Origin of the sequence: Citrobacter sp. Cpo090 (assembly GCF_030332665.1) — a bacterium.
Classification (GTDB): domain Bacteria; phylum Pseudomonadota; class Gammaproteobacteria; order Enterobacterales; family Enterobacteriaceae; genus Citrobacter; species Citrobacter portucalensis.
This window is the reverse complement of sequence record NZ_JAOWHK010000036.1, coordinates 46,776-72,606: the sequence shown is the minus strand read 5'-3', so window position 1 is coordinate 72,606 and position 25,831 is coordinate 46,776. Positions and strand designations below refer to the sequence as shown.

Here is a 25,831-nt window from a genome sequence, read left to right as displayed (position 1 = left end):
CATCTATATCATGCCGTCATTAAATAATGCTGACAGTCCGCTGCGACGTTCGGTGCGGGTGGCAATGGCGCGGCTCAATATCCGCTCATCGGCGTACAGCGACAGACGACGACGCGCGCGGGTAACGGCCGTATAGATCAGCTCGCGGGTAACCACGGGTGAATGCTGGCTGGGTAAAATCAACGCCGCGTGGTCAAACTCAGATCCCTGCGATTTGTGCACCGTCATCGCCCAGGTGGTTTCATGTTCAGGCAAGCGGCTGGGCTGCACTGATTTGATAGAACCATCCGGCAGCGCAAACCACACCCTCAGGCCCTGTCCACGGTCGAGGGCAATGCCGATATCACCGTTAAATAATCCCAGCGAACTGTCATTGCGCGCGATCATCACCGGCCTTCCCTCATACCAGCGGCTATGCGTCGAACGATGTATTTTACGTTTTTGCGCCATCACCTGCTCAATGCGTTCATTCAAACCACTAACGCCAAACGGACCTTCCCGCAGGGCGCATAGCAGTTGATACTCATTGAAGGCCTGAATGACAGCTCCCGGCTCTGCGCCCTCACGCAGCAAATCCAGGTAATGCCCATAACCCGCCAGCGCCTCATCCAGCATCGCGGCGTAATCCTCGCTGCTGTGTAGCGTGCGTTTTTCGATGTCGCTAAATCCCTGCTGGAAAATCGTTTTTATCGCAGATTTATCGCCGCAATTAATCGCAGCGGCCAACTGACCTATTCCGGAATCGCTGCCGAAACGGTAGCTCTTTTGCAGCAGGCACAGACTGTCGCGCAACGCAGCCGCCTGATTTCCCGAACCGGCAGGAATAGCGCTTCCGGTCAGGCGACTGAGCTGGCGGGCGCGTTCCGGGGTAAACCCGTCACCGACGAAAGCACAGATATCCCCCAGCACCGCCCCCGCTTCGACGGAAGCGAGCTGGTCGCGATCGCCCAGAAAAATCACCCGTCCGTGCGGCGGCAGCGCATCAATAAGGCGCGACATCATAGGCAAATCGATCATCGAGGCTTCATCCACCACCAGCACATCCAGATGCAGCGGGTTTCCCGCGTGGTGACGCAGACGCTGACTGCCAGGCTGAGCGCCTAATAATCGATGCAGCGTACTGGCGTCATCGGGGATGCGTTTTTTTTGCTCGTCGGTTAGCGGTAGCTCTCGTAGCGCCGCTCCCAATGAGGCGGTCAGGCGCGCTGCCGCTTTTCCCGTTGGCGCAGCCAGACGAATACGGCAGCGCTCACCGTCTGCCATTTGAATCAACGCCGCCAGCAGCCTTGCGACCGTTGTCGTTTTTCCCGTCCCCGGTCCGCCGGAGATCACCGATATCCGGCGGGTCAGCGCGACAGCAGCGGCCACTTTTTGCCAGTTAACCCCTTCAGAGGATGGGAACAGCGATGCCAGCGTGTGGGTCAGCCGTTGTTCATCCACTTCAATGGCGTGGTTCACTTCACTAAAAAAGCGAGCTACCGTACGTTCGTTATGCCACATCCGGTTCAGATACAGGCGATCGCCGTACAGCACCAGCGGCGTAGGTTGCTCGCCACGACTTACCGCACTGGAAGCCAACAGACATTCCGCCCAGTCTTCAGGCTCGCCCGCTTCAGCAAGCCAGGCGCTTAACAGAGGATGCGCGTCTTCACTCAGGGATAACCGTGAAAGCGGTAAGCAGACGTGCCCTTCTCCCGCTTCGCGGCTGAGCAACGCCGCAGCCAGCGCAACGGCTGGGTTGTCACTTCCGGCAACCGCCAGCGCGAACTGGGCATCCAGAGGCCGGAGTTGTTTTTGCTCAACAGCCTCCAGAAATCGTTTCTGGATTGTCATAACATCGTCTCCTGCACCGCACCGGCAAACATCTCGTCCATCAACGCAATCAACTCTCCGTCAGGTCGGGTCGCGTAAATTCCCTGCTGCGGATTTTCACTGTCAACGCCGCGCAGGAAGAGATAGATAACGCCGCCAAAATGGCGTTCATAATCATAATCAGCAATGCGATGGCGTAAGTAGCGATGCAGCGCCAGGGTATAAAGTTGGTATTGAAGGTCATAGCGATGCGCCTGCATGGCAGAGGCCATCGCCTGCTGCGTATAGGCTGAGCTGTCTTCACCCAGCCAGTTCGATTTGTAATCGAGCAGGTAATAACGTCCCTGGTGGCGGAATACCAGGTCAATAAAGCCTTTCAGCATGCCGCGCACCTGCATAAAGTCCAACGCAGGGCACCCCGCCGAGAGCGGATCGTATTGGCGAATTAACGCATCAAGTTGGTTGGCCATCAACGGCTGCGAAATCGGCAGATAAAACTCCATCTCCACCTGTTTTTCACGCGCGGAAAGCTGGCTCAAACTCACGCCCGTCTCGTTGAGAGGCGCTTGCAAAATGGCGTCCAGCCATTCGGTCAAAACCGGCGTCCAGTGCGCGTCATAACCACCCAACGCCAGTTGCTCCTCGACCCAGCGCGGATCCACCGATTTAGTAAAGTCGAGATCTTCAAACAGGCTATGCAAGAACGTACCCGGCGAAGCGCCACGCGGGAACTGATGCGGTGTAAGTCCTGATTCTTCAATAACCTCACCGACGCCTGCGGCATCGATATCCAGTCGAGGGATCAGATCCTGCGCGATACCCTGTCCACGCTGTTGCAGACCGGAATAACTGGTCACGCGCCAGCTATCGCCGGGCTTACGCTGCAGTATTTTCGCACTCAGTTCGCTGCTAACAGCCTGCGCAACCTGCCAGGGTTCACCGTCAGGCTGCGCGGGAGTCTGGCAAGCAATATCGTTGCTGCAAAGCGCTTCAATCGCACTACGCAGACCCACGGCATCCATCGGCTCACCTTTTTGCAACAGGCGACCAAGGGCGCTCTGATGCACATCGGTATCCCCTTTTTTATCGCCCCGACGTCGTACCAACGGCGCAACGCCAAGGCTGCAGTGCCATACCGAACGGGTTAGCGCGACATACAGCAAACGCAGGTCTTCCGCCAGACGCTCTGCTTCGGCAAGCTCAACGCTCTCCTCGGCATCGCTGAGATCCAGCACCGCTTCAAAAGAGCTGCGATCGTGATAGAAAGCCTGATCCTGGACGCGGAAATTGGTGATAAACGGCAGCCAGACCAGCGGGTACTCCAGCCCTTTCGATTTATGGATGGTGACGATTTTGACCAGATGCTTGTCGCTTTCCAGCCTGAGCTGCTGGCTTGACGCGTTGCTGTCGGGTTCAAGAATATGCTGGGACAACCAGCGCACCAGCGCATGCTCGCTTTCCAGCTGCGAGCCCGCTTCCTGCAACAGTTCGCTGATATGTAAAATGTCGGTCAGTCGACGTTCGCCTCCCGCCGTCGCCAGCAGGTTCTCCGCAATCTGGCGAGCTGTCATCAGCGCGCGCAGCATCGGCATCACGCCGCGTTTATGCCAGATCTGACGATAACCGTCGAACTCTTCGACCACCGCATCCCAGGCATTTTCATCGTTATTTAACGCTTCAAGATCCTGCGCATTCAACCCCATCATTGAGGTCGCCAGCGCGCTACGCAGCGTGTTCTCACGCTCCGGCGTCATCACCGCCTGCAGCACCCACAGCAACTCCTGTGCTTCCAGCGTTTCAAATACGCTGTCACGGTTGGAGAGGTAGACAGAGGGAATGGCCAGTTGCGTCAGTGCATCACGGACCAGCGCCGCCTCCTGGCGGCTACGAACCAATACGCTAATGTCCGACGCGCGTACCGGACTGGACGTTTTACCACTGACCAGTTGCGCAGCGCCAGAATGCCCGGCCTTAAGCCAGTCGCGAATTTGCGTGGCGCACACCTGCGCCATGTAGCTCTGATAATCGCCTACGCCGCAACTTTCTCCTTCCATCAGCCACATACTCATAGCTGGCTGCGTTTCACCGTGCAAAACAAACCGTAACGGCTGGTTTTTTTCTGCGGATTTCACTGGACTGAAGGGAATCTCGCGGAACATAAAGGCGTCGTCCATCTGGCTGAAAAGCGTATTCACGCTATTGACCATGCCGGGGGCCGAACGCCAGTTGGTATCGAGCGTATAGTGTGCGCTGACTTCGCTGCGCGCCTTCATATAGGTGAAGATATCCGCGCCGCGAAACGCGTAAATCGCCTGTTTCGGATCGCCAATCAGCAGCAGTGCGGTATCCGGCTGATGCTGCCAGATCCGACGAAAAATACGGTACTGCTGCGGATCGGTATCCTGGAATTCATCGATCATGGCGACCGGAAAACGGGTACGAATAGCCGTCGCCAGCGCATCGCCGCTTTCACTGCGCAATGCGGAATCCAGACGGCTGAGCATATCGTCAAAACCCAGCTCGCCGCGGCGACGTTTTTCCTCGGCAACCGCCGCACGGATCTCCGCCAGCGCCCGGGTGATCACCAGATCGCGCAGGGTTAACGGTTCGCTAAGCAGTTCATCAATAGCAACAAACAGCGGGTGCTGAGGGGTTATGCCGCCCGCTTTGGTGCGATCTTCCAGAAAACGCTGTGAGAATTTCTCCAGCGCGTCAGGAAGCTGGTAACTTTGGGTTTCTTCCTGCGCCCATGCGCTGATCTTTTCGATCCACTTCCCCTGATTACCGCGATTAAATTTGCGCCGATCAATTCCGGAGGCTTCCATCAGGCCATCCAGCTCATCAACAGAATCACGCCATTGCTGCTTGATCTGGTTAATGCGTGCGAGAATTTGTTCATGCCGGGAGGCCAGCGTTTCGTCATCAGACGGTGGGGCCTTAATAACCGGCGCTTCCCCCTGCAGATAGCGATCGATATCTCTCAGCAGCGCCTGCGGTCCTTTCCACGTTTCAAAAACCACCTGCGCAATGTCGCGGGGCAGCGGGTAGCAGTGCCGACGCCAGAAATCAGCGCAGGCCTGATAGCGCAGCAGCGATTCATCTTCTATCAGTTGCTGTTCGAACAGCATGCCTGACTCAAAGGCGTTGAGACTGAGCATACGCTGACAAAAGCCGTGGATGGTAAACACCGCCGCTTCATCCATCTGTCTTTCAGCCAAAAGCAGCCACTGAGCGGCCTGTTTTTTATCGGCAATTTCATCTAACAAACGGGCATATAGCGGGTTGTCGGTAGTTTCACGCAGGCAGGCAATTCGCAGTTCATGAATATTGCTACGAATTCGACCGCGCAACTCTTCGGTAGCCGCCTCGGTGAAGGTGACCACCAGCAGTTCTTCGACGGTCAGAGGACGAGGAAAGGCGGCAGAGCCGCCCAGTCCAAGCAGTAAACGTAAATACAGGGCGGCGATGGTAAAGGTTTTACCGGTGCCCGCAGAGGCTTCAATCAGACGCTCGCCCGTCAGGGGCAAGCGCAGTGGATCAAGGGACTCAGCGGCATCATTCATTCTTATCACTCATCAGGGGTAAGGTTTGCTGCAACGCGCTGACGGTCTGCCACACTTTCCAGCCTTCCGGGTGCACATATTCTGCTTTCCCATTCTGACTGCCGGAAACCTGTGACAATATCGCCATGCCTTGCGGCTCAACCACCGCCTGATGGAAGAAGTCGGCAAGTTTTTGCGGCGTCAGCAGTTTAATCTGAGCCACTATTTTATCACGTGAATCGAAGCGCATATTGCCGCGATCAAAATCTTTGCTTAACTGTGAGGCTTCTGCCCCCAGCGTTTGCGGTGCCTGCAGCATTTGCGCAATAATCGCCTGCTGAATTTGCGCGAACTCTTCAGGTTTCATCGCCCGCAGCTTCGCTTCCGCCGTCGGGAAGAACGCTTTATAACGCTCCCAGAGGTAAGACGGCTGCTTATCACTGCTTTGCAGCAGGAACCCCATTCCCCACTGACGGCCAACGCTCATCGGGAAAGCAAATACGGCGTAGCCTAACTGTTCTTCAGTACGCAGCTGATTGTAGAACCACGGCTGAACAATCTGACCTAACATAGCGCTGTAGGCTGAACTGGCGTATTCATCGTATCCGGTTGGCACAAATACCGCCGCCAGCGCTGAATCCGTACTGCTGCCTGCTTTTTCAAAGATGACGGACTGCTTCTTGTCCACAACCACATCTTTGTTGCGACACCATTGTGACCCGTTCGCACCAAGCTGTTTTTGGATATCCCGCGCCATGCTCGTCGTCTGAGCTTCGCTCATATTGCCAATGACCAGGAATTCAGGTCGCGCACCGGTTTTTAAGGCGTCGCGGTAGGTCATCACCTCTTTCAGGGTGATGGAAGGCAGCAGCTGACGACGCTCATCACGTGAGAAGTACGGCACCTGAGAAAGCATCTGCACCGGCATAATCGCCTGATCGTAGGCCTTCCCCTTCTCTGCGGAATCCATCATCTGGGCATACCAGGATTTCGCCTGTTCCAGTTGTTCATCCGTTGAGGTGTAGCTGAAATAGCCGCTCAGCAGCGCCTGAAAAAGCTGCGGCAGACGTTGGGTGTAACCGTTGGCGTTAAGCATCAAGCCATTGTTAGCGTTGGTAGAGAAACCAATTCCACCTACCGACGCCTGGTTGCTTAACTGATCGAGCGCAATCCCCGCCAGGTAATCGTTAAGAGCGAATAAGACCTGGTTACGGGCGCTGTCCATGGCTTTCGGGTTACGCAGGATCACGCTGACGTCAGCCTTCGGCTCACTGGCAAAATACTGGCTCGGGGCATACACCACGCGTAAATCCGGCTCATCAACAATCAGTTCCGGGTGAGCGTATTTTTTATCCGTTTTAATCAGCGTGAAGTCATCCGGAATGTAGGGGTTCAATTCCGGTAACGACAGCGCAATGCCCTGCGCTTTTTGCTGCCAGTCGGCAAAGGTTTTGTCGCTGATTTTATCCACCTGGTAAGGCGCATCGACAAAATAAGCGGTTTTATTATGCGGCTCTTTCGCGCTGATATACCAGATACGCGCATTCTGAGGCGTCATCATTGCCAGACGTTGCTCAACGGCTTTCGCATCGTACTGGTCAGCAATATTCACTGCGTCCAGCGTATGTTCGACAGGAACGCGGATCATGGTATCAGCCAGCCATTCCACGTAGTCCATATCACGGGTGATGGAGGGATAACGGAAATCGAGATCCAGTACGTGTGCCAGCTCATCAAAATAGCGTTTATCGACGCCTTTCTCGCGTAACAAATTGAGGTAGCTAAAGATTGCCGCGACAACTTCATCGCGGTTCGCCAGCCCCTTGTCGGTTAACGTCGCGGAAATGGCTAACACGCCGCTGTTCCCGTTGACCACCGGATCGGAGTCCGCACGAATACCTTCAACCAGACCCTGCTTTTGCAGCCAGTCAGACAACGTTCCCGGGCTACGATTGCCAATCAGGTAGGTCACTAGTTCATCGGTTTTACTGCGGAACTGCGCGCTGTTGTTATCGATACGAAACTCGACACGCAATACTTTACGCGGCATTGCCGGAACATAGTGGATGATGATGCCCTTTTGTGCGTCAGTAACGACCGGTACGGTAATCTCAGGCTTTGCGATATTCCTGTTCGGTACGCGCCCAAAGGTGTCAGCCGCTATCCGCGCCAGCTCAGGCAGCGGTTTATTGCTATAAATCACCGCCTTCATCAGGTTCGCAGAGTAGTACTTTTCATGAAATTTTTGTAATGCCTGCAGCACCGGGTTGCCCGGTTTGTCGCTTAATGTCTCAAGATTCCCGCCAGAAAAACGCGAGCCAGGGTGCGCCGGGTTGATAGTCTCAGCGCTCACCTGTGCCATACGCATCCCGTCTCGGGTACGCGCCAGCGTCAGCTCGGAGTTAACCGCGTTACGCTCGCGGTCGGCATATTTTTTATCCAGTAATGGATCGGCAATAGCATCCGCCAGGCGATCCACCGCCCCCACCAGCGCGTCGTTTTCGACTTCAAGATAGAAGGCCGTACGATAAGGCGCAGTGCTGGCATTGTGGCTACCGCCGTGCATTTTCAGGAATTCAGCCAGGCTGTCCGGCTGTGGGTATTTTTTCGACCCCATCAGACACATGTGTTCCAGATAGTGCGCCAGCCCCTGATGATCGTCCGGATCTTCCAGCGAGCCCACAGGGACTACCAGTGCAGAAAGGGATTTCACGGCCTGAGGATCGGATACCAGCAGCACAACCATGCCGTTATCAAGGCGCACGGCCTGATACTGACGGGTGTCTTTATCACTTTTACGGATGGTTTCAGCTAAAGGCTGCCAACCGGTATCTGCCTGACTTACGGGAACCCAAAGGGCGACGAACAACAGTAATGCGCTGAACCAGGTGCTGCGGGGCATTCACAAACCTCATCATTAACGTATTCACCTGCTCACTACAAACCACGCATAAATACATGATCTGAACAGGGCAAGACTATGTGCTGAACGAGCCAGCATCTTCTCTTTGTAAGAATCAGTCCGTGACAGAATGCGCATCATAGTGGAAGCCATCGAATTGCGCAATTTTTATACAATCATCATGACTGATTAAAGCGAAAAATCGGTAACAGGTAGCGCTGAGACTGTAAAACAATAGCCTCAAGCGTATCGGCATCCAGTTGACGCCAAAGACGCTGATACCAGATATCATCACCTTCGCCACGTACCATCATGTTGCCTTCATAGGCTTGCAGAAACTTACTGCGCGCTTTTTGCAACGTTGTATCGTCATCTAACATGGCATCATTTGCGGCGTCATAACAGGTTTTTATCCATGCACCGCCGCTTTCGGGCAATACCAGCAACGGTGACGACATGCCTTCCCGATACCCCTCAATGAGTTGCGACAGGTACAGCAACGCCTGTTCTGCATCCTGCGGCGGAAAACGCCATTCCCCGTCTTTACGCAGGAACAACCGGCTCTCTCCCATACCGCCGCTGGCACAATAGACAAGATGTTCCAGCCAAAGTTGCACCCCCTGCGCAATGCTTATCAAAGATGGGCGCCAGCGCAACAAACCATCTTCTTGCACCTGCGGCAGCCAACCGGTGATTTGCACGCCGTTACAGTTAAGATCGATTTCCATACTCTGACAGGGCTGACGACAGGCGATAATGCGTTCAGCCAGCGACTGCATCTCCTGACGCTGCGTATCCCACAGAATTTCGCCAAACGGCCCATAGGGTAGCGCGCCCGCCGCACGAAAACGGCGGAACAGTCGTTCAGCATCGTTCTCTTCAACCAGCGTATTAAGCAATTGCTGATTAAGCTGGTAGCGGGTTAACCCTTCAAGAGTGAAAGGTTCCGTATCCGAGATCTCGCTCTCTTCAGAGCGGAAGTTGACCCTCAAACGCATCTGGAAAAAGGCGCGTACCGGATGTGCCCAAAATCGCTGCAGCGTTTCCAGCGTTAGCGTTTCTGGCATTTCAAAAGGAAGAGGCTGCACAAAATCCGTGTGCGCTTTTCCTGACAGACTCGCCGCAGGCAGCCATTCCCGGGCATAGCTTTGCTGTTCACCCGGCAAATAGTTTTGTGCATCAAAGGGCATACGGGTATGCAAACGGGTTATGTGCGCTTTTACCCTTGCCTCGCTTTGATCGCAGGTCAATGATTCATCGCCCGGCAGGTAGTGGCTTTGCCCAATGTAGTCCATCAGTTCTTGTACCAGCACCGACGGGAAGCGCTCACTGTTATCCTGAATAGATCGGCCAATGTAGCTGATGTAGAGCGTCTGCTGTGCCGAAATTAATGCTTCGAGGAACAGATAGCGGTCATCATCGCGACGACTGCGATCGCCCCGCATCGGTTTTTGGCTCATTAAATCAAAGCCTAGCGGCGCAAGCTGACGTGGATAAACCCCATCGTTCATACCCAGCAGGCACACCACTTTGAACGGAATGGAGCGCATCGGCATCAGCGTACAAATGTTAACGGGACCCGCCAGGAAGCGCTGGCTGATACGTTCCTGGTCAAGGCGCTGGGCCAGCTCATCACGTAACAGAGAGAGCGGTATTGCATCGCCGTACTCGGCCCCTAAACCTTCAGTGATAATAGCCTGCCACTGCTGTTCGATCAGCGTCATCGCCGCTTCGGTGTCCGCATCCGGCAGGAAGAAATCATTAAGCATTTCCCGACAAACGGGTAGCCACTCTTCCAACGGACGTTCCTGCGCTAACCCTCTACGCCAGAGATTAAGCTGCATCAGCAACGAGGCCAAATGCCCTACCAGCTCGGCAATCAAACCGCTGGACTCATCGTAAGGCAACACCGATTGCCACTCGCCCTGCGCGCTTTCCATCGCGTAGCCGAGCAGCATACGCGTTAAACCAAATTGCCAGGTATGCTGACCTGTTGGCGGAAGTTCCAGTTCACGCACGTTATCGTCGTCAATTCCCCAACGAATCCCGGATTCATTGACCCATAAGCGAAGATAGCGCAGCCCTTCTTCATCAATGTTGAAACGCGCCGCCAGCACGGGGACATCCAGTAAAGCCAGGACATCCTCGGAGACAAAACGGCTATCCGGTAGAGACAGCAGACTAATAAAAGCCTGTAAGACGGGATGAGACTGGCGCGCACGACGGTCGGAAATCGCATAAGGTAAGTAACGCTCGGCTGGCGCACTGCCAAAGACCGACTGAATAAATGGGCTGTAGCTGTCGATGTCCGCCACCATCACGATAATATCGCGCGGTGTCAGCGTTGGGTCCGCTTCCAGCATGGCCAACAGGCGGTCATGGAGAATTTCCACCTCGCGCTGTGGGCTATGGCAGACATGGAAAGTCACGCTGGTGTCGTTCAGCTCAAGCCGGCGTTTATTGTCGCTACGGGAATATTCTTCCAGCGTAACGCCCGCCACGGCATGACTTTCAAGCTCCAGAATATCTGATTGAATATTATGCAAAAGGTTGTCAGGCGTAATATCGACAAACGCATCCAGTTCCTGACTATTTTCCAGCTCCGAAAGCAGATAAATGTAATCACGCCCCAGCTTGCCCCACGAGGCCAGCATCGGGTTGCCCACATCCTGTTCGCCATCGCTGTTAAATAATCCTTCGGCTTTCTGGTTATCACGAAACAGCGGCAGGTGGCGTTCTTCAAAACTGTGCCGACGCTGACGCGCCATCAGCTTCGCCAGCCAGGCAGGATCTTTAATATCCCCCCAGTAGTAGCGACAAGGGTTGGTAAACAGCAGATGAATATCAATGTGCTTACCCAGCGCCTGCAATGCCTGCAAATAAACCGGCGGCAGCGCCGAAATCCCACAAATAAAGACGCGAGAAGGCAGTCCCTGCGGACACTCGGACGCGTTTTCCAACGTCTGAATAAATCGTTGATATAAATTGGCACGATGCCAGCGCGGCTGGCCCAATTCCGCGGTGTATTCCACCAGAGCTTTCCACAACGGTGCCTGCCAGGCCTGAGAATCGCCGAGTCCCTCAACCAGCCGCCCCGCTTCCCACTGGGTCAACCAGTCAGGGCGGTAGACTAAATACTGGTCAAAAAGGTCAGCCGCGCGCGAGGAAAGCTGAAAAAGCTTACGTTTATCGGTGTCGTCCGTCAGATAGTGGCGCAGCAATGTGAAGTCATCACCATCCAGCAATTGCGGCAACAGCGTCATCAACTTCCAGCTCATGCTCTGTTTGCTGAACGCACTCTCTTTCGGGATATCCGGCAGCACGCGCACAAACATATCCCAGATAAAACTCGCGGGCAGCGGAAAATCGATATTGGCGGCAATACTAAACTTCTGTGCAAGAGTCATTTGTAGCCACTGCGCCATACCGGTACTTTGAACCAGGATCATCTCAGGCTCAAAGGGGTCGTCCAGCCGCTCGCGCTCAACGATAAATTCCATTAACGCTTCCAGCACATCCAGACGGTTGGAGTGGTAGACCCTTAACATAGCGACTCCTGACTACTGACGATTCGGGCAATGCAGACGCGTCATCTGACCCTGCCTGCCGAGGGGTGAAGAAATTATAACGTTGATGCTGACACATCCCGCTCTCGTTGTCTGCATTCGGTTAACCTGCCAGTTCACAGGTGATGAAAACGGGTACAGCTGGGTTTGCTGCCAGGCATAACGCCAGAGTTGCTGATACTGGTTTCTGATTATAAAGCTGTTCATTAGCACCCGCTGGTATCCTGACAACGCGGTCACAATCATTACCATCAGTACCATTGCCAGCATCACTTCCGGCAGACTAAAGCCACGTTGTCTGTTCAGGGGATCTGGCATAACGTCTGCTCCTTTAGCGGACAAAAATCGATCCAGCCATGCGCCGAGAATTCTATGTTGCCATCACTAACCGTCCCCTGACGCCATAACGATACCCCTTCATAGTGGGCAATAAGCAGCACGACATTATTGGTAAGCAGGCGCAGGCAAACCGCGGCATCCTGCGTGGGATCGCGCCGACACTGTACGGCGGGTTGTAAGCGCCAGGGCTGCATACGCCCCCATTCCATTACGGATTGCACTACCGCCTGACGCTGCAGCGCCTGACTTTGTGTGACCACTCGCGCAGCAAAACTAGCCTCCTGTCTGCTAACGCCTTGCAGCAGCAGACTACCGAGCACCAGCAGCAACAGGACCATTGCCAGAGAAGATACGCCTCGCTCACGGTTCACAGGTTGAATCCCGTAACGCTGTAGACCGCTTCAACAACTTTTTGTGGTTCGTCATTGCTCACTCCACGCAAACGCAGCGTAAAAATTGGGGAATATCCGCTGAAATTCAGCCGTTCAATCTGGAATACCTCAATCTGCATCGTGGCCGGATCGGTCATTTTCTCCCACCCTTTTCCATCGCAGCCTGTTGCTCCCCGCAGAGTCTCCAGCGCCTTGTCCTGTAAACGAAACCCGATAGCATCAGCCTCTTTCGCGGGGCTCGCCTCCCAAACACCGTTGCTGTTGGCATCCCAGCGTGCAATGACACAGTCGCCCTTCGCCGATATCACCAGACCCTCTCCGACACAGTTTCCCCGGCAATACCCTGCCCGCTGAAGATGCTTCGCCACGGTGTAGACCCGCTGCCAGAGCTCATCTTCCAGTACTAGCTGGCGCGTGTTATGCAGAATATTTCGCTGTAGCGCCGGTAAAAATCGTGCTGAGCTAAGCAGTAAAATACTGCTAATCGCCATGGCAATGAGCACCTCCAGCAGTGAAAATCCCCGTTCGTTTACAAACATAATCGGGCCTCGTCGCGCTCGCAAAGCCTGATTCGCCCCCAGCCAGACACCACCACACGCCATTCCCCTGCCGTATTTTTCAGGCGTATATGTCCGGCCCATGCCGTATTGCGCAGTCCAAAAAAAGCCAGTGAAGGTGTTATCTCAGCCATTTCAACGCCGTCCCAGGGCGGTGTAAAAACCAAAGACGAAACGGGTCGACACGAGGTTTGCGAAGCTGCAGAGCTGACAAAGCACCATGATGCGCCATCCCGAATCACGCTTATCACGTGATCGCGGTTACGCCAGTTAGCATCTTCACGCAGTTGCAGCAGGTAGTCCCGCACCTGGCAGGCGGTCTGCCACAGCCGCTGTTGTTGCTGCCAGCGCTGCCAACCGTACAACCCCGATGCGCCAAGCGCCGCGACGATCAGCATCGCAATCAGGGTTTCGAGAAGCGTGTAACCTTGTTGTTTTTTCATGTCGCCAGTATGGCGTGAGGAAAATGAATAACGAGCGGGAAATTCGGTTTCTACGGCGAGCTACGGGGAATATTTAGTGCGTTACAGGCTGTTGCAATAATTCAGGAATCCACGCCGAAGAACGCGATTTGAGACAAAAAAAACCGACGCACATGGGCGTCGGTTGTGACAGCATGAAACAGGTTAGATAGCGACCGGCGCTTTAATACCCGGGTGCGGATCGTAGCCTTCAATTTCGAAGTCTTCGAAGCGATAGTCAAAGATTGATTCAGGCTTACGTTTGATAACCAGTTTCGGCAACGCGCGAGGTTCACGGCTAAGCTGCAGATGCGTTTGATCCATATGATTGCTGTACAGGTGCGTGTCACCGCCGGTCCAGACAAAATCACCCACTTCCAGATCGCACTGCTGCGCCATCATGTGTACCAGCAAAGCGTAGCTGGCAATATTAAACGGCAGGCCGAGGAACACATCGCACGAACGCTGATACAGCTGGCAGGAGAGCTTGCCATCCGCCACGTAGAACTGGAAGAACGCATGGCACGGCGCCAGCGCCATTTTATCCAGCTCACCGACGTTCCATGCAGAAACGATGATGCGGCGAGAGTCAGGGTCATTTTTAAGCTGGTTTAGCACGGTGGTGATCTGGTCGATATGGCGACCATCTGGCGTAGGCCACGCGCGCCATTGTTTGCCATAAACCGGGCCTAAATTACCGTTTTCATCCGCCCATTCGTCCCAGATTGAGACGTTGTTTTCATGCAGGTAGGCAACGTTAGTATCGCCCTGCAAGAACCACAGCAGCTCATGAATGATCGAGCGTAAATGACAGCGTTTAGTCGTAACCAGCGGGAACCCTTCCTGCAGATTAAAACGCATCTGATGACCAAAAATGGAAAGCGTTCCGGTTCCGGTACGGTCGTTTTTCTGTGTGCCTTCATCCAGCACTTTTTGCATCAGTTCTAAATACTGTTTCATGGTTCCTCAGGAAACGTGTTGCTGTGGGCTGCGGCGGTACGCCCAAACCATCATAATAATGCCTGCGACAATCATCGGGATAGAGAGGATCTGCCCCATGCTGATGTACTGTACCCAGGTGCCGGTAAACTGCGCATCCGGCTGGCGGAAGAATTCAACGATAATACGAAACGCGCCATAGCCAATAAGGAACAGACCGGATACCGAACCCATCGGGCGCGGTTTGCGAATGTACAGGTTCAGAATGATAAACAGCACAACGCCTTCCAGCGCCATCTCATAAAGCTGTGAGGCGTGGCGTGGCAGCGAGCCGTAGGTATCAAAAATAGACTGCCATTGCGGGTTAGTTTGCAGCAGTAAAATATCTTCGGTACGGGAGCCTGGGAACAGCATGGCGTACTTGAAGTTCGGGTCAACGCGTCCCCACAGCTCACCGTTGATAAAGTTGCCCAGACGTCCTGCACCCAGGCCAAACGGAATCAGCGGGGCAATGAAATCAGAAACCTGGAAGAACGAACGCTTGGTGCGTTTGGCGAAGATAATCATCACCAGGATCACACCGATAAGTCCACCGTGGAACGACATCCCGCCGTCCCAGACGCGGAACAGATACAAGGGATTATCGAGGAATAACGGGAAGTTATAGAACAGTACGTAACCAATACGCCCTCCGAGGAAAACCCCGAGGAAGCCCGCATACAGTAAGTTTTCTACTTCATTTTTGGTCCAGCCACTACCCGGACGATTCGCGCGGCGCGTCGCCAGCCACATCGCGAAAATAAACCCCACCAAATACATCAAGCCGTACCAGTGAAGCGCGACGGGTCCGATTGAGAAAATGACCGGATCGAAATCCGGAAAATGCAGATAGCTACTGGTCATCTGTCACCACAAGTTCTTGTTATTTCGCTGAAGTCAGACAGCAATTGATAAGCGCGCCTGCATAATGCAGGCGCTCCAAAGGTGCGAATGATAGCACAAGGGGTTAGAAGCGGATGCCGGGAAGATGTAAAAGATCTGTATAGGTAATCTCTATCCCCCGTAATGCCTGATGGCGCTACGCTTATCAGGCCTACAATCCCCCGCGAATCAAACCACCCATGCCGCGGCGCTCCATAAAGGCCGCTACCTGATGGCGTACTTCTGCCGCCATCTGCGCTTCCAGGCTGCGCTGCGCCAGCGTTTGCGCCTCATCAAAATCGATATGACGCAGCAGATATTTAACGCGTGCCACGGAACGACCGTTCATCGACAAATGGCGGAAACCGAGGCCGATCAGAATGGCTACGCACATCGGGTCGCCCGCCATTTCACCGCATAAGCGCAAATCGATACCGCTTCTTTCGGCTTCCTGCGCAATCATCGCCAGCGCACGTAACATCCCCGGATGCAGACTGTCATAAATGCTGGCTACCCGTGTGTTGTTACGATCGACGGCCAGTATGTACTGGGTAAGGTCGTTGGTTCCGACCGAGATAAAGTCTATCCGGTTTGTCAGATGCGGCAGCATGAACACCATCGACGGAACTTCCAGCATGATGCCTATGCGCGGTTTCGGGATCTCGTAACCGATCATCTCTTCCACTTCGCGTCCGGCGCGTTCAATCAAACGTCGCGCTTCGTCCACTTCATCGATGCTGGTTACCATCGGCAGCAAAATGCTGAGGTTGCCGGTTGCCGCATTCGCACGCAGCATAGCGCGGACCTGGATCAAAAAGATCTCCGGCTGATCGAGCGTTATGCGGATCCCTCGCCAGCCAAGGCACGGATTCTCTTCACTGATCGGCATGTAGGGCAGCTGTTTGTCGGCGCCGACATCCAGAGTACGCAGAGTCACCGGCTTGTCGTTAAACATTTGCAGCATACCCTGATACTGTGCAACCTGTTCTTCTTCCGAAGGAAAACCGCTTTGCAGCATAAACGGGATTTCAGTGCGATACAGGCCAATACCGTCGATCCTGCTACCCAGTTTTTCTTCATGTTCCGGGCTGAGACCCGCATTGAGCATCACCTTCACGCGCTCGCCGCTTTTCAACTGTGCTGGTTGGTTGACGTCGTCTTCCGCCAGACGGCTCAGCTCAATTTCTTCACTGATAAGACGCTGGTATTCCTGGATCAATACCGGTTCCGGATCGACCAGCAGTTCACCACGATAACCGTCCACCACCAGCGTACGGCGATGCAGCACCGACGGCTGGATATCGGCCCCCATAACGGTAGGGATACCCAGCGCACGAACCATAATTGCCGCATGAGAGTTGGCTGCGCCGTCCCGGACAACCACGCCGACTAACCGGTCCTGAGGAAGCTCCGCCAGCGTGGTCGCCGAAAGTTCATCCGCCACCAGCACGAAGCGTTCCGGCCAGGCATTCGGCCCCTGGATAGAGTCGTCAAGGTGGAACAGCAGACGCTGGCCGAGCGCACGTAAATCTCCGGCCCGCTCTTTGAGGTAGTTATCGCTCAGCGCGGCGAACTGTTCGGCAAACTTTTCGATGATCGTTTTAACCGCCCACTCGGCCACCGAACCGTTATCCACTTCCGCAAACAGCTCGCGGCGCAGACGGGTATCGGAAAGCAAGTGCGAGTAAAGATCAAAGATCGCCGCCGTTTCTTTCTGCGCCCCTGCGGTAAAACGCTTGCTGTAGCGGCGGAATTCGTTCGCCGCCTCCTCCAGCGCACCGGTCAATCGCTCGCGTTCAAGCACAGGATCCAGCGTTGAAGCCTGGTAGACCTGTTCCATCAACGGCAGCGTCGCATCCTGCCAGCCTTCGGCTATTGCCACACCGGGAGCGGCTGGTAGCGCGCGGATGCGCGTTTGACGGTATTGACCGAACAGCGCGTTTAGCTGCGACTGCGAAAGTATGGCCGCCATTTGCGTGGCGAGCGTGACAAGAAAAGACTCTTCACTTTCATCGTACTGACGCAATTCACGTTGCTGCACCACCAGCACGCCTAAAAGCTGGCGACGCTGAATGATCGGTACGCCTAAGAATGCACGAAAACGCTCTTCTTTTACCGAAGGAATGTATTTAAAGCTGGGATGTTTTTGCGCATCGGCGAGGTTGATAGGTTCCGCCAGCCTGCCAACCAGGCCAACGATACCTTCATCAAACGCGAGTGCGACAGTGCGACCACGCGGTTTTTTCAGTCCCCGGGTCGCCATGAGGTAATAACAACGTCGATCGTGATCGGCCAGATAAACCGAACAGACCTCAGTATCCATCGCAAGACAGATGTCGGTAACCAGTATATTCAGCGCTTCATTCAGACGCGGAGCACTGGCCACCTTTTCGACTATTTCGCGCAGGCGGGTGAGCATAATTTGCGTAGCTTAACCTCTTTTACGTCTGTACGCAGGTGTGCTTTGCGGCTTAGGAGTGCTCTCCTGAAGCGCCATGACAACACTTGCGAATTCTTTCATCACCCTGCGATAGACATCGCGTTTAAATGACACCACCTGTCGAACCGGATACCAGTAACTCACCCAGCGCCAGCCGTCGAACTCAGGTGTACTGCTGGTTTGCATATTGATTTCAGCATCGCTGCTGACCAATTGCAGAAGAAACCATTTTTGTTTCTGGCCGATACAAACCGGCTTCGTGTCCCAACGCACCAAACGTTTCGGTAACTTGTAACGCAACCAGTTACGAGTAGAAGCAAGGATCCGCACATCTTTACGACTGAGACCCACTTCTTCAAAGAGTTCCCGGTACATCGCCTGCTCTGCCGTCTCTCCTGCGTTGATCCCACCTTGTGGGAATTGCCAGGAGTGCTGACCAAATCGCCGGGCCCACATGACCTGCCCCTGGCGGTTACAAATTACTATCCCTACATTCGGGCGGTAGCCATCGTCATCAATCACCGGACTACCTCAACATAAACCTTATATACAAACGATTGTTTCACACTCCTGAGGGGCGGTAAACCACTCTGTTAAGGGTGCGATATTCTAATAACAATTGAATAACTCACAGTTAAAGGCCGAGTTATAAACAGAAGAAGGGCAAGCAAGGCGATTTTATTCACCTTTTCTGTGGATATAGTTGTGAAGAAGTACGGAATTACTATGGGAAAACCCAGAACAGTCCGAATAAGACATTCGTCACATATCAAAAATAGTCTTATACATTCATAAAGTTAAAACCGATCCACGCAGATAAACACACTGAAATGTGATGTGCATCACGCATACGATCTTCACGCTGATGAAAGATCGACCAGCGTTGGTTTTATCCACAGATTATGCCAATAAGTTAGGCACAATTTGTGTGAAAATTCGATTTTCGTCGCACGTCAAGGCTGTAAATTGAAACAGTAGTGGGGGTTTTTCACAGTTATCCCATCTTTCTGTGGATAACATGGTGTAAGATCCTGTTCATTGTCAGTGACCAGAATTGGAAAACCCGCTTCGCTGTTGCGCAACTCTGCGAACGTGAATCTAAAAACCAATATAAATCATATAATTGAATAAAGCATGTGGAAAAAGATAAACTCTGTCCACACGGTATAAAATCATTGCTCATTTTTTCACCTAAGGGTTAACCCGATGCCAGAACTCCGTCCGTTGCTTTCTCCCCCTGAATCTGAAGCCCAGTTGCTGAGCCAGGCACGGCAGCTTTCGGGCTACGCGTTAGGAGAATTAGCGGCAATGGCGGGAATCGTTACGCCGAAGGATCTTAAGCGCGATAAAGGCTGGATTGGCGTACTACTGGAAATCTGGCTCGGTGCCAGCGCGGGCAGTAAACCAGAGCAGGATTTTGCGGCGCTGGGCGTGGAGCTGAAAACGATCCCTGTGGACAGTCTTGGCAGACCGCTGGAAACCACCTTTGTGTGCGTGGCACCGTTAACCGGTAATACTGGCGTCACCTGGGAAACCAGCCATGTACGGCACAAACTCAAACGTGTTCTGTGGATCCCGGTAGAAGGTGAACGCAGCATCCCGCTGGCTGAGCGCCGCGTCGGCTCTCCCTTACTGTGGAGTCCGAATGAAGAAGAAGACCGGCAATTGCGTCTGGACTGGGAAGAGTTAATGGACATGATTGTGTTAGGCCACGTCGAACGCATCACCGCTCGCCATGGGGAAGTACTGCAACTGCGTCCTAAAGCCGCCAACGCCCGCGCGCTTACCGAGGCCATTGGCGCCAACGGCGAGCCCATCCTGACCCTGCCACGTGGCTTTTACCTGAAAAAGAACTTCACCCGCGCATTGCTTGAGCGACATTTCTTGTTCCTGGCGCAATAGGCACCGTCCGGCCTTTCACCCGCCGCGTTACGGGCCTATAATTACCGCTTCTTTTTTTTGGCAGGACTTTGTTCGATGTTATTTGCATGGATAACCGATCCTAACGCCTGGCTTGCGCTCGGTACGCTGACGCTGCTGGAGATCGTTCTTGGGATCGACAATATTATTTTCCTTTCTCTGGTTGTAGCCAAACTCCCGACAGCGCAACGCAATCATGCCCGACGTATTGGGCTGGCGGCGGCGATGATCATGCGTCTGGCACTGCTGGCTTCTATCGCCTGGGTAACGCGGCTGACAAACCCGCTATTCGAGCTGTTTGGCGAGGCGATATCAGCACGCGACCTGATCCTTCTGCTGGGGGGATTGTTCCTGATCTGGAAAGCCAGTAAAGAGATCCACGAATCCATTGAAGGTGAGGAAGAGGGGTTAAAAACCCGTGTTTCTTCTTTCCTGGGCGCGATTGTGCAGATCATGTTGTTAGACATTATCTTCAGCCTGGATTCCGTGATTACTGCGGTTGGTTTGTCCGATCATCTGTTTATCATGATGGCGGCAGTAGTGATTGCCGTAGGCGTGATGATGTTCGCTGCTCGCCCAATTGGTGAGTTTGTCGATCGCCACCCTTCGGTAAAAATGCTGGCGCTCTCGTTTCTGATTCTGGTCGGTTTTACGCTGATTCTGGAAAGTTTCGACGTCCACGTTCCGAAAGGATATATCTATTTCGCTATGTTCTTCTCTATCGCGGTAGAGACCCTGAACCTGTGGCGTAATAAAAAAAATCCGCTCTGATGAAATCCATCGCTCCCCGCAAGGGGAGCGAATGCCAGCCACACCTCCCCCTTCTCACAGTTTAAGATTTTACTGCTTTTACCCTGCACAACTTCGCGTTATTACTAAACTATTGTCAGATGCAGGCCATGTGAGGATAAGCAGATGAAAAAATGGGCAGTTTTGATTTCCGCCGTAGGACTGGCTTTTGCCGTTTCCGGATGCAGCAGCGATTATGTAATGGCGACAAAAGATGGTCGAATGATCCTGACCGATGGAAAACCAGAAATTGACGATGATACCGGTCTGGTGAGCTATCACGACCAGCAGGGCAATGCGATGCAGATTAACCGCGATGATGTGTCTCAAATCATTGAACGCTGATGGTTGAGGTCAGCAGCGCGCTGGCCTTAACAATTTTACTTCCCTTTTTCGCTTCCCTCAGCCATTTTTATAATCCTTATGTCGTGATTATAAAAAGGAAACGGCTATGCAATATCACCGTATACCCCACAGCTCGCTGGAAGTCAGTACACTGGGGCTGGGCACAATGACGTTTGGTGAACAAAACAGCGAAGCCGACGCACATGCACAGCTCGATTATGCCGTAGCACAGGGCATTAATTTGATCGACGTTGCCGAGATGTATCCGGTACCGCCGCGTCCTGAAACCCAGGGTCTCACCGAAACCTACGTAGGTAACTGGCTCGCCAAACACGGCAGCCGTGAAAAGCTGATCGTTGCTTCTAAGGTCAGCGGTCCATCACGCAACAACGACAGCGGCATCCGCCCGAATCAGGCGCTGGATCGTAAAAATATCCGTGAAGCGCTGCACGACAGCCTGAAAAGACTGCAAACCGATTATCTGGATCTGTATCAGGTTCACTGGCCGCAGCGCCCGACCAACTGCTTTGGTAAGTTAGGCTACAGCTGGACAGACTCCGCGCCGGTCGTTTCCCTGCTGGATACGCTGGACGCACTGGCCGAGTTTCAGCGCGCCGGGAAAATTCGCTACATCGGCGTGTCCAATGAAACCGCGTTTGGCGTGATGCGCTATCTGCACCTGGCGGACAAACACGATCTGCCGCGCATCGCCACCATCCAGAACCCCTATAGCCTGCTGAACCGCAGCTTTGAGGTTGGACTGGCGGAAGTGAGCCAGTATGAAGGCGTTGAGCTGCTGGCCTACTCTTGCCTGGGCTTCGGTACGTTAACCGGTAAATACCTGAACGGCGCGAAACCTGCCGGTGCGCGCAATACGTTGTTTAGCCGTTTCACGCGCTACAGCGGCGAGCAGACGCAGAAAGCCGTTGCGGCCTATGTGGATATCGCGAAACGCCATAATCTGGATCCCGCGCAAATGGCGCTGGCATTCGTGCGTCGTCAGCCGTTTGTCGCCAGCACTTTGCTGGGCGCCACGACGATGGAGCAGCTAAAAACCAACGTTGAAAGTCTGCATCTGGAGTTGAGCGAAGAAGTACTGGCAGAGATTGAAGCGGTGCATCAGGTGTATACCTATCCTGCACCGTAACAGTTAGCGCCTGATGGCGCTGCGATTATCAGGCCTACAGACAGCGTTCCCTGTAGGCCTGATACGACAACAGCATTTAACAGACTAATGGCGGCGCTGCCAAATCCACAGCGCCGCAATCGCCAGCGCAAACAGCGCACCAAATCCAATACCAATCGCTACTGCCGGGATCCCCACCAGCACCGCCAGTGAGTAAATCCCCAGCATGAGCAGCATCGCGCTGTTCTCGCCCAGGTTTTGCACCGCTATCGCATTACCCGCGCCGACGCTTTTCTTACCCCGCTCCTGCAACAACGCATTCAGCGGTACCACAAAGAAGCCACCCGACACACCGATAAGCATCAGCAGCGCGTAGGCCGGAAGCAGCGAATGTTGAAGAGAGAAAATCAGCACCACGACGCCAATCAGGATCCCCGCAGGCATACAGCGCGACACGGTTTCCAGCGTTACCAGCTTCGCGGCCGCACCCGCACCGACCACAATCCCGATTGCTACCATGGCATTGAGGTAGGTCGGCGTGGCGTTATCGGTGATGCCGAGCGCCACCGGAACCCACAGCACCAGCAGAAAACGCAGCGTGACGCCCGCGCCCCAAAAAAGGCTGGTTCCCACCAACGAGAAGCGTGTTTCACCGTTGCGCCACAGCGAGGAGGCGGCACAGAAGAAACTGCGCGTCATTTTCCCCAGATGCCAGGACTGGCCAGGACGAGCCGCGGCCAGTTTCGGGATATACAGGTTAGCTACTACGGCCCCCGCATAAGCCAACGCACAGGCAGAAAGCGCGGCAATCACGTGCCAGTCGGCCAGAACGCCGCCGGCGACAGATCCGAGCAAAATCGCGGCAATGGTGGAAGCTTCCATCAGGCCGTTGGCCTTCACCAGTTTGTCGCCGGTAGTCAGTTCACCGAGAATGCCATACTTGGCTGGTGAATACGCCGCCGCGCCGATCCCCACCAGCGTATACCCGAGAAACGGATTAATGCCGAAGCAAATACTCGCCGCACCCAGCAGTTTCAGTGCATTCGCGAACATCATCACTCGGCCTTTGGCAAAGCTATCCGCCACCTGTCCAACAAACGGTGCAAACAGAATGTAAGCGCCCACAAACACCATTTGCAGGATTGGCTGGCTCCAGTCCGGATAAAATTGCTCCTTCAGCAACGCCAGCGTAGCAAACAGCAACGCGTTATCGCCAAACGCCGACAAAAACTGCGCGGCGATAACGGACATCATCCCTTTGGACCAGATTGAAGTGTTAGTGTGCACTGACTCACTCATGATGTTTTTCCGGCTCATCGACCCAGCTTTTCAGCGTAACAAAATCCGGCTTACCGCTGCCGAGTAAGGGGAGTTGCTTCAGGTGGCGAATATCACGCGGTACGGCGAGTTCAGGTACGCCGTGCGCCCGCGCATACTGCTGTAGTTTTTCACGCGTGAGTTCGCTATCGGTGGTGAACAGCACCAGCGCCTCACCTTTGCTGGCGTCACTCTTGATCGCCGTGGCGTGCATTTTGTCTGCTGATACCGCCAGCGCCAGTTGCTCAACCATTTCCAGCGACACCATCTCTCCGGCAATTTTAGCAAAACGTTTGGCGCGCCCCTGAATCTGTACAAAGCCATTTTCATCAAAGCGCACGATGTCTCCGGTGTCATACCAGCCGCGCTCAATCTCACCTTGCGCATTCTCTGCCGTCGGCACTTCCAGCACGCCAGGTTTTTCGACGCGCAAATAGCCGCTCATAATATTAGGGCCTTTCAGCTGTAAACGCCCACCGTCCTCAATTCCCGGAACGGCCAACAGTCGAGCATCCATACCAGGCAAGATGCGCCCTACCGTTCCCGATTTTGCCGCCATTGGTACGTTAATCGACACAACCGGCGCACATTCCGTCACCCCATAGCCTTCAAGAACGCGCAGGCCAAATTTCTCCTGCCACAGCTGTTTTGTGGTGTCCTGTAGTTTTTCCGCTCCCGCCACCACATAGCGCAGGCGGTGGAAATCGTACGGATGCGCGAAACGCGCGTAGTTGCCGAGGAACGTTGAGGTACCAAACAACACGGTGCAGTTCCGGTCGTATACCAGCTCTGGAACAATGCGGTAATGCAGCGGGCTGGGATAAAGAAACACTTCTGCGCCAGTCAGTAGCGGCGTGAATAATCCCACCGTCAGGCCAAAGGAGTGGAACAGCGGCAGCGCCGACATAAAACGGTCATCGGCGGTGAAATCGGCAATCGTTTTGATCTGCTCAACGTTCGCCAGAATGCTTTTATGGCTGTGAACCACACCTTTCGGATGGCCTTCTGAACCGGAAGTAAAGAGGATCACCGCAGCGTCTTCCGGCTGCTGCTTCACCTGCGCCAGATGCGGTGCCAGCAGATGAGAAAAAATCCACAGCTTATCGCTAAAGGTCACATCAGCTTTTAAGTCTTCCAGATAAACCCAGCGCACCTGGGTGAGCTGTTCCGGTAAATGCCAAAGTTTGCCTTTATCGAGAAACTGTCGGGAAGTGAAGATCGTTTTAATTTCAGACGCAGTAATGGCGCTGGTTAATCCTTTCACGCCCGCGGTGTAGTTCATCATGGCCGGAATGCGTCGACGCGCAATGGCGCCAAAAATGACCGCTGCGCTGATCCCCGCGTTTGGCAGCATCAGGCCGATTTTTTCACCTTCGACGCTGTATTTTTCCAGAATACGGGCCACAAAGAGCGTCTTTGTCAGCAGTTTGCGGTAGCTGTCCGGGGTAAAGTTGACATCTTCAATGCAGTTTTTGCCCGCGCCAAAACGGTATTTCGCCGCCAGCAGCGACTCGTATAGCGTTTCACGCGGACGAACCGCCATGCGTGCTTCCATCATAATTTGATGCAGCATCTCTCCGGCAATTTTGCGGCGATCGCGAGCACGCGGTGCTTCCGGCATCGGCAGTTGTGTCGGCGGTAGGATGTGTAAGCGGATGCGCGGGAAGAGTCGCTGTTTAACCAAACCTTTCAGGCGGCTAAAGCGGGAAAGTTCTGCGCCCTCAATGCGGACAGGAACGACCGTCGCCCCCGACTTAGCGGCAACAAACCCCGCGCCGTCATAAATTTTCATCAACGAACCAGTGGTCGAAATACGTCCTTCCGGGAAAATAACCACCGGACGGCCCTGTTCGACCAGACGAACCAGATGTTTAATCGACATCGGTTTGGTTGGATCTAACGGTACGAAATCAATCAGCGGGGTTAGCCAGCGCATATACCATTGCTGGCTGATCGAGGTGTAAACAGCGAAGACGGGACGAATCGGTAAAAAAAGTGCCAACAAAATGCCGTCTATAAATGAGACATGGTTGGGAGTGATTAGAACGCGTTCTCCCTGTAGCGCGCTGACATCGCCCGTGACGCGAATGCGGAAAAGCACGCGAAACAGATTACGAAAAAAGCCAAATAGCATCTCAACTCCCTGTGCCATTAATTATATAAACATCAATGGTGGGAGAGTATACGAGTTGGGGAATGGGCGCGACAGGTAACTGGTAAATACAATCCGAAAAAAAACCTGCGCATCCGCGCAGGTTGGTGCAAGAGACAGGTACGAAGTGCGTACCGAATAATCTCACCAATCAATACCTCTGGGATCTTGATTGTGGTCGTCAGCAGCCAGATACGCCAGTGCGAAAACGCAAAGGAATGAACCCAAATGCAACGAGTTGTGTAAATTATCGGTTACTGTTACAGATAGGCTGAAGGTAAAAAAAAACCTGCGCATCTGCGCAGGCTGGT

Annotated in this window: 18 protein-coding genes; 4 read left to right on the top strand and 14 right to left on the bottom strand. The window is 53.9% G+C overall.

Annotated elements, in window-relative coordinates:
- Nucleotides 1-3: 3 nt before the first annotated feature.
- The 12 genes from recD to rppH all read right to left on the bottom strand — a co-directional run bounded on the left by recD (nt 4) and on the right by rppH (nt 18,393).
- Nucleotides 4-1,833, bottom strand: coding sequence for an exodeoxyribonuclease V subunit alpha (gene recD / locus OGY83_RS20415; protein ID WP_286636797.1), 1,830 nt, complete (start codon nt 1,831-1,833; stop codon nt 4-6).
- Entirely contained in the window at nt 1,830-5,375 is a 3,546-nt protein-coding gene (gene recB, locus OGY83_RS20410; RefSeq protein ID WP_286636796.1) for an exodeoxyribonuclease V subunit beta, read from the bottom strand. The genes recD and recB overlap by 4 nt, the downstream gene beginning before the upstream one ends.
- Nucleotides 5,368-8,256 carry a pitrilysin gene (gene ptrA, locus OGY83_RS20405; protein WP_286636795.1) on the bottom strand — a complete coding sequence of 963 codons (2,889 nt, stop codon included), beginning with the start codon at nt 8,254-8,256 and terminating at the stop codon, nt 5,368-5,370. Before ptrA ends, recB begins: the two co-directional genes overlap by 8 nt.
- Before the next feature lie 179 nt (nt 8,257-8,435).
- Nucleotides 8,436-11,804, bottom strand: a complete 3,369-nt coding sequence (gene recC / locus OGY83_RS20400) for an exodeoxyribonuclease V subunit gamma (RefSeq protein WP_286636794.1) — start codon at nt 11,802-11,804, stop codon at nt 8,436-8,438.
- Between the two features lie 12 nt (nt 11,805-11,816).
- Complete coding sequence (locus tag OGY83_RS20395) at nt 11,817-12,140, bottom strand: prepilin-type N-terminal cleavage/methylation domain-containing protein (protein ID WP_123268009.1); 324 nt, start codon at nt 12,138-12,140, stop codon at nt 11,817-11,819.
- Nucleotides 12,125-12,532: a DUF2509 family protein gene (locus tag OGY83_RS20390; protein ID WP_286636793.1), complete on the bottom strand. Its 408-nt coding sequence runs from the start codon at nt 12,530-12,532 to the stop codon at nt 12,125-12,127. The genes OGY83_RS20395 and OGY83_RS20390 overlap by 16 nt, the downstream gene beginning before the upstream one ends.
- Nucleotides 12,529-13,092: a prepilin peptidase-dependent protein gene (locus OGY83_RS20385; RefSeq protein ID WP_286636792.1), complete on the bottom strand. Its 564-nt coding sequence runs from the start codon at nt 13,090-13,092 to the stop codon at nt 12,529-12,531. The genes OGY83_RS20390 and OGY83_RS20385 overlap by 4 nt, the downstream gene beginning before the upstream one ends.
- Nucleotides 13,083-13,553 carry a prepilin peptidase-dependent protein gene (locus OGY83_RS20380; protein ID WP_286636791.1) on the bottom strand — a complete coding sequence of 157 codons (471 nt, stop codon included), beginning with the start codon at nt 13,551-13,553 and terminating at the stop codon, nt 13,083-13,085. The genes OGY83_RS20385 and OGY83_RS20380 overlap by 10 nt, the downstream gene beginning before the upstream one ends.
- Before the next feature lie 183 nt (nt 13,554-13,736).
- Nucleotides 13,737-14,531 carry a thymidylate synthase gene (gene thyA / locus OGY83_RS20375; protein ID WP_003033990.1) on the bottom strand — a complete coding sequence of 265 codons (795 nt, stop codon included), beginning with the start codon at nt 14,529-14,531 and terminating at the stop codon, nt 13,737-13,739.
- 6 nt (nt 14,532-14,537) lie between these two features.
- Nucleotides 14,538-15,413, bottom strand: a complete 876-nt coding sequence (lgt, locus tag OGY83_RS20370; protein WP_003825606.1) for a prolipoprotein diacylglyceryl transferase — start codon at nt 15,411-15,413, stop codon at nt 14,538-14,540.
- 190 nt (nt 15,414-15,603) lie between these two features.
- Complete coding sequence (ptsP, locus tag OGY83_RS20365) at nt 15,604-17,850, bottom strand: phosphoenolpyruvate--protein phosphotransferase (protein ID WP_003033984.1); 2,247 nt, start codon at nt 17,848-17,850, stop codon at nt 15,604-15,606.
- Between the two features lie 12 nt (nt 17,851-17,862).
- Nucleotides 17,863-18,393, bottom strand: coding sequence for an RNA pyrophosphohydrolase (rppH, locus tag OGY83_RS20360; RefSeq protein ID WP_003033982.1), 531 nt, complete (start codon nt 18,391-18,393; stop codon nt 17,863-17,865).
- Between the two features lie 684 nt (nt 18,394-19,077).
- Between rppH and mutH the strand changes: the two genes are divergently transcribed.
- From mutH to OGY83_RS20340, 4 genes are all read left to right on the top strand, one after another.
- A complete protein-coding gene (mutH, locus tag OGY83_RS20355; RefSeq protein WP_079938605.1) occupies nt 19,078-19,773 on the top strand; it encodes a DNA mismatch repair endonuclease MutH in 696 nt (231 codons plus the stop codon).
- Between the two features lie 75 nt (nt 19,774-19,848).
- Entirely contained in the window at nt 19,849-20,562 is a 714-nt protein-coding gene (locus OGY83_RS20350) for a TerC family protein (protein ID WP_003033961.1), read from the top strand.
- Nucleotides 20,563-20,706: 144 nt separating this feature from the next.
- Entirely contained in the window at nt 20,707-20,925 is a 219-nt protein-coding gene (gene ygdR / locus OGY83_RS20345; RefSeq protein ID WP_000758660.1) for a lipoprotein YgdR, read from the top strand.
- 106 nt (nt 20,926-21,031) lie between these two features.
- The gene (locus OGY83_RS20340) at nt 21,032-22,072 is read left to right on the top strand and encodes an NADP(H)-dependent aldo-keto reductase (RefSeq protein WP_003033954.1); all 1,041 of its coding nucleotides are present in this window, start codon (nt 21,032-21,034) and stop codon (nt 22,070-22,072) included.
- Between the two features lie 84 nt (nt 22,073-22,156).
- Here the strand turns inward: OGY83_RS20340 and lplT are convergent, their stop codons facing one another.
- Nucleotides 22,157-23,350, bottom strand: a complete 1,194-nt coding sequence (gene lplT, locus OGY83_RS20335) for a lysophospholipid transporter LplT (RefSeq protein ID WP_008785713.1) — start codon at nt 23,348-23,350, stop codon at nt 22,157-22,159.
- Nucleotides 23,343-25,502, bottom strand: coding sequence for a bifunctional acyl-ACP--phospholipid O-acyltransferase/long-chain-fatty-acid--ACP ligase (gene aas / locus OGY83_RS20330; protein ID WP_191228216.1), 2,160 nt, complete (start codon nt 25,500-25,502; stop codon nt 23,343-23,345). Before aas ends, lplT begins: the two co-directional genes overlap by 8 nt.
- Nucleotides 25,503-25,831 lie beyond the last annotated feature (329 nt).